Here is a 756-nt window from a genome sequence, read left to right on the forward strand (position 1 = left end):
GGGGGTATAAGAAATATGCAATTGTCTCGGACAGTTCAGGGAATTTCTGGGTCAGCACAGCTGATAGTAACCTGACCACTCCTGGAGCTGAAGGTGCGTCCTGGCAGAGCCTGTTCAATGGATACGCCACTGAGAGCTGGGCTAATGACACGTTCGTTGGAAAAGCAGAAGGCGATCAAGATTACTCACCACTACAAGCGGGCGTGAATAAAACATCTGGTGAAATCTGGCTTTCATATGCAAACAGTTCAGGAGATGTAGAATACGCATTTGCACAACCAGCAGGTGATTATGCACTACAAACTGCGTTGACTGCTGAAGTAACCAGAGCAGAGGCGGCGGAAGAAACTCTCAACAACGATAAAGTAAACCGCTCTGGCGATACAATGACTGGACCGTTAACATCATCTGGATGGATATTTGGCGGTGTTAATGGTGGAATGTCTGGAACACCAACAGCTGGAACATATATGTGGACTGAGGGGATTGGTTTTGGCAATCCGTACAACTCAGGGAACTTCCGTGGCACATGGTGCGTATCAGACGTATTTGATGAGGGTAGTGCTAATACAGCAGGGGTGAACCTAACTGGGTACGATGCCACTTCTAAAGTATACCAGTGGTATTTTGCATGGAATGGTAATATTACCACACCCAAGGGACTAGTGGCTTTTCAGTCTGAACTTCCTACATCAGGAACCACTACACACGGTTCATATGTTACAGTTGGTAATATCAGAACCCTGTATTTTATGT

At 46.2% G+C, this 756-nt stretch carries 1 pseudogene; it reads left to right on the forward strand.

Annotated features, from left to right (window positions below):
- Positions 1-756 (forward strand): annotated as a pseudogene (locus tag HK25_RS13000) (hypothetical protein); the annotation flags it as partial.

Source organism: Acetobacter sp. DsW_059 (genome assembly GCF_002153695.1).
Taxonomy (GTDB): Bacteria; Pseudomonadota; Alphaproteobacteria; order Acetobacterales; family Acetobacteraceae; genus Acetobacter; species Acetobacter thailandicus.